Origin of the sequence: Roseiarcus sp. (genome assembly GCF_052145395.1) — a bacterium.
Classification (GTDB): domain Bacteria; phylum Pseudomonadota; class Alphaproteobacteria; order Rhizobiales; family Beijerinckiaceae; genus Roseiarcus.
On record NZ_JBKQOT010000880.1, the window covers coordinates 1 to 3,671 of the forward strand.

Here is a 3,671-nt window from a genome sequence, read left to right on the forward strand (position 1 = left end):
GAGCGGGCCGCAGCGGACAAAAGGAAGTGCTGAGCCATGGAAGCCGCCCCGAACCGTGAACATATAAGGAACATGGCCGAGGCGAGAGCGCACGTCAAGCGCGATGGCGGGTGCTACATAAGGCCGAAGATGTCGACATAACCTGACCACACATGGCCGCGCGCATGATCCGGAACCGCAGATAGGGCCTTACCCAATTTCGCCGCGGCCGCCGCGAAAGCAGCCCTGGGATCGGTTACGATGAGATTGGCGCCCTCCCGAGCGTCAGCGGCGGCCGATCCAATCAGCGCTTCCATGTTGTCAGTATCGGCGACTAGCGCGCGATCGAAGAAGCTGCGCGCTTGCGCCAGAGTATCGGGTTCAGGCCCTTGTTGAGCCAGGCCATCCCTTGAAAATACAGGTCCATCGAATCGGGGTTAGGCGCCCTTTCTGCGCGTCGCGCTTCGGCGACAACGAGTTGGGCGTTGAGTGCGTTTGCCACACGCGCGACGATTTCATCTTGCATATCGAAGAGGTCGGCCAGCGGCTTGTCGAAGCGCTCAGCCCATAGATGATTGCCCGTCTCGGCGTCGACTAGTTGCACATTGACGCGCATGCGATTTCCGCCGCGCTGTACGCTGCCTTCGAGGACATAGCGGACGGTCAACTCGCGTCCGATCTGCTTCAGATCGACGGCCTTGCCTTTGTAAGTGAATGCCGTATTGCGCCCGATGACGAACGAGCCGCGTATCCGCGATAGATCGGTCGTCAGGCTCTCCGTGACCCCGTCGACGAAAGGCTCTTGTTCGGCGTCCCCTCCGATAGCTGCGAACGGCAGGACGACTATCGAGAGACGAGGCGGGCCCGATAAAGCGGAAGCTGCTTCCGAGGCGGGGGTTGGCTTGGCGGGCTGGCCTACGTCGAGCGAATGGACCCGGATCGGCTCGACAATGTTCTTAAGCTGTGTGGGGCCGAGGTCTGTGACGGCGTGCTCGAGTCGCCCCTTGACCTGACAATAGGCGTCCTCGGATAGGCAAATCCCTCCCGGTCCAGCGATACCCTCCAGGCGGGCGGCGATATTGACGCCGTCGCCCATCAGGTCACCGTCAGCCTCTTCGACGACGTCGCCGAGATGGATTCCGAGGCGGAATTCGATGCGGCGCTCGTGCATGACGCCAGCATTACGATCGATCAGACCGTTCTGCACCTCGATGGCGCAGCGCACGGCATCGACGACGCTGCGGAACTCGACGAGGCTGCCGTCACTGGTGCGCTTGACGACGCGCCCGCGGTGCGCGGCGATCGCAGGATCGATTAGATCGCTGCGCAGGCCCCGGAGGCGCGATAGCGTGCGGTCCTCGTCGGCGCCAGCGAGCCGACTATAGCCGACCACGTCCGCGACCAGGATCGCGGCGATCTTCCGGGTTTCGGACATCGGGCGCCCTCATACACGAAGCTAGAATAGCATAGCATAAGCAAGCCGCGAGGGGCGCGGCCCTGATTGAAGTCCTTGGGTTGGTAAGAGTTAGTACAATCAACTGCCTGATGTGGGCCGAAGGTCGATTTTGGTGCCCCGGGGCAGGCCACCGGCTACCCCGCCAGCGACCGCAGGCGCAACCTTAGCCCGATCTTAGCCGAATAATTTGATGGGGAAGATCGGCGTAGCTCGGCAGAGTTCGGTGCGCGCGGACACTCGCGGTTCCCGGCTGCTATTGGACAGCCGGAGTCGAGGCTGAAACCGCCGGCGCTGCGGAGGCCCTGCGCCATAAGCGGGCGGTGAGCGCTTGACGCTGTTCGCGTCTACGCCGACAAGTCGGGCGTCGCAGCGGCTTTTCTCATTCTGGCCTCTTTTCGCTCGGGGGGCGTGCGGGAGCTGTGTGTCCCTCAGGCGGAGGCTACTCGAATGTCACACTTCTTGTCGGTCCTCCCTTTGTGGGAGTTGATTCTTTTGGTTGTCATCGTCCCGACCGCGGTGGCGGTCGGATTGCAGATCGTTGTACGCAAATGGGTCGGCTTCGAGCGGCTCGAGCTTAACAACGAGGTCGCAGGCTTCATGTTCGCGGCCATTGGGGTCGTCTATGCCGTGCTGCTGGCGTTTGTCGTGATCGCCGTCTGGGAGAAGTTCAGCGAGGGACAAACCTCGGTCGCGCGGGAATCCGCCGCCGCCTCGGCGTTGTTTCACTATGCCGAAGGCGCTGAGCCGGAGGCCGCCAGGCTCCACGACCGGGTGGTCGATTATCTAAAGCTCACGATCGAAAAGGACTGGCCGGCGATGGCGGCGGAGACGGAGGACCGGGAGACGTCACACGCTCTGGATGCGCTCTATCGCGCGGCAATGGCGCTCAACCGGACAGGCACGCGCAGCACCGCCGACATGTCGGAGGTCTTCACCCAGGTCGACAATCTTACCCTGGCGCGCCGGGTGCGTGTGCACCTGTCGACCGGCCTTGTGCCCGACGTGATCTGGATCGCGCTTTTCGCCGGCGCCGGCCTCACCATTTATTTCGCGCTGTTCTTCGGGAATCGCGACGGGATCGCGCAGCTGGCGATGACGGCGATCCTGTCGATCGTTCTCACGTCCGGCCTCGTGGTCATTATCTCACTCGATCACCCGTTCAGCGGTCCGGTCCACATCGCGCCGGAATCGCTCGAACACGTTCTGGCCGCCGAGACCGAAGGATAGCGCGGCGCCCGCTCGATCGTCACTTCCCTTTCCGCTCTATGGCGGCGTCCAGCTCCGCGCCGAGCAGGACTACGACGACCGACAGCCAGATCCAGGTCATGAATCCGACCGCCGCGCCCAGCGAGCCGTAGATCCGTTCGTAACTGTCGAACTCCTCGACGTACCAAGCAAAGATCATCGAGGCGCCCACCAGAACGATGGCGGCCAACCCACTGCCCCAGGTTACCCAGCGCCACCTCGCCTCGCTGCGGCTCGGGCCGACGCGATAGACGATGCTGAGCCCGATCATGACGAGCAGCAAAACCACTGGCCAACGAAGAATGTCCGCCAGAGTTTCAGCGCTTTCGCTCAAGCCAAGCCAACGGAACACGATCGGCAGGACACCGATAACGACGGCCGGACCGAAGACCACCGAGCCCAGCGTGACGGCAAAGGTCGTTGCATAGAAACGGATGAGGCTTCTGTCTTCCGTGGCTCCATGGACGACGTTCAGCGCATCGAACAGGGCGCTGACTCCGGAATTGGCGCTCCATCGGCCTCGTCGTGGCATGGGCGACGTTCCTGTTCTGCGGTTACGGACTGATGTTAAAACGCCAGGAAATCGGCTCGACCAGCGCCAGCGCCATCTGCATGCGGGTCTGGCCGATCGCGATTGCGGCCTGCTCCGCATCCGCCTTGGCCGTCTTTTGTCGGTCCGTGGAGGGTTGAAGCGAATTCAGGTAAGCCTCTCGCTCCTTAAAGGTTGGCCAGTGCGAAATTATAGTTCTTGATCACGAAGTCGCCGTCGTTGGCAGTCGTCTTCACCGGCGGAGCGCTCGGACTGGAATTGCAGCGCGTCTTCGTCAGCATGCTCATGTTTGCGAGGTTGATGCAGCGCATCGGCGAGCTTCAGGTACGCCTCCGAGATCCGCCGCCTTGTGAACCGGCGAGAGCTGGGTAGGACATGTGGCTAGCACGAGGTTAGCCACATGACGATGGATCACATTGAGGTCATCACGTCGGTCGAGCG

Annotated in this window: 3 protein-coding genes and 1 pseudogene; 1 reads left to right on the forward strand and 3 read right to left on the reverse strand. The window is 62.3% G+C overall.

Annotation, left to right across the window (positions count from 1 at the left end; translation table 11 throughout):
* Positions 1 to 385: 385 nt before the first annotated feature.
* Positions 386 to 1,414: pseudogene (locus ACLP25_RS30475) on the reverse strand (adenylate/guanylate cyclase domain-containing protein); the annotation flags it as partial.
* A gap of 468 nt (positions 1,415 to 1,882) precedes the next feature.
* Here ACLP25_RS30475 and ACLP25_RS30480 point away from each other — a divergent pair.
* On the forward strand, positions 1,883 to 2,662 hold the full coding sequence (locus tag ACLP25_RS30480; protein WP_442472833.1) for a bestrophin-like domain: 780 nt from the start codon (positions 1,883 to 1,885) through the stop codon (positions 2,660 to 2,662).
* A gap of 19 nt (positions 2,663 to 2,681) precedes the next feature.
* Here the strand turns inward: ACLP25_RS30480 and ACLP25_RS30485 are convergent, their stop codons facing one another.
* Both ACLP25_RS30485 and ACLP25_RS30490 read right to left on the reverse strand, forming a co-directional pair.
* Positions 2,682 to 3,212: a YihY/virulence factor BrkB family protein gene (locus ACLP25_RS30485; RefSeq protein ID WP_442472834.1), complete on the reverse strand. Its 531-nt coding sequence runs from the start codon at positions 3,210 to 3,212 to the stop codon at positions 2,682 to 2,684.
* A gap of 185 nt (positions 3,213 to 3,397) precedes the next feature.
* Positions 3,398 to 3,541, reverse strand: a complete 144-nt coding sequence (locus ACLP25_RS30490) for a hypothetical protein (protein WP_442472835.1) — start codon at positions 3,539 to 3,541, stop codon at positions 3,398 to 3,400.
* Positions 3,542 to 3,671: the final 130 nt, after the last annotated feature.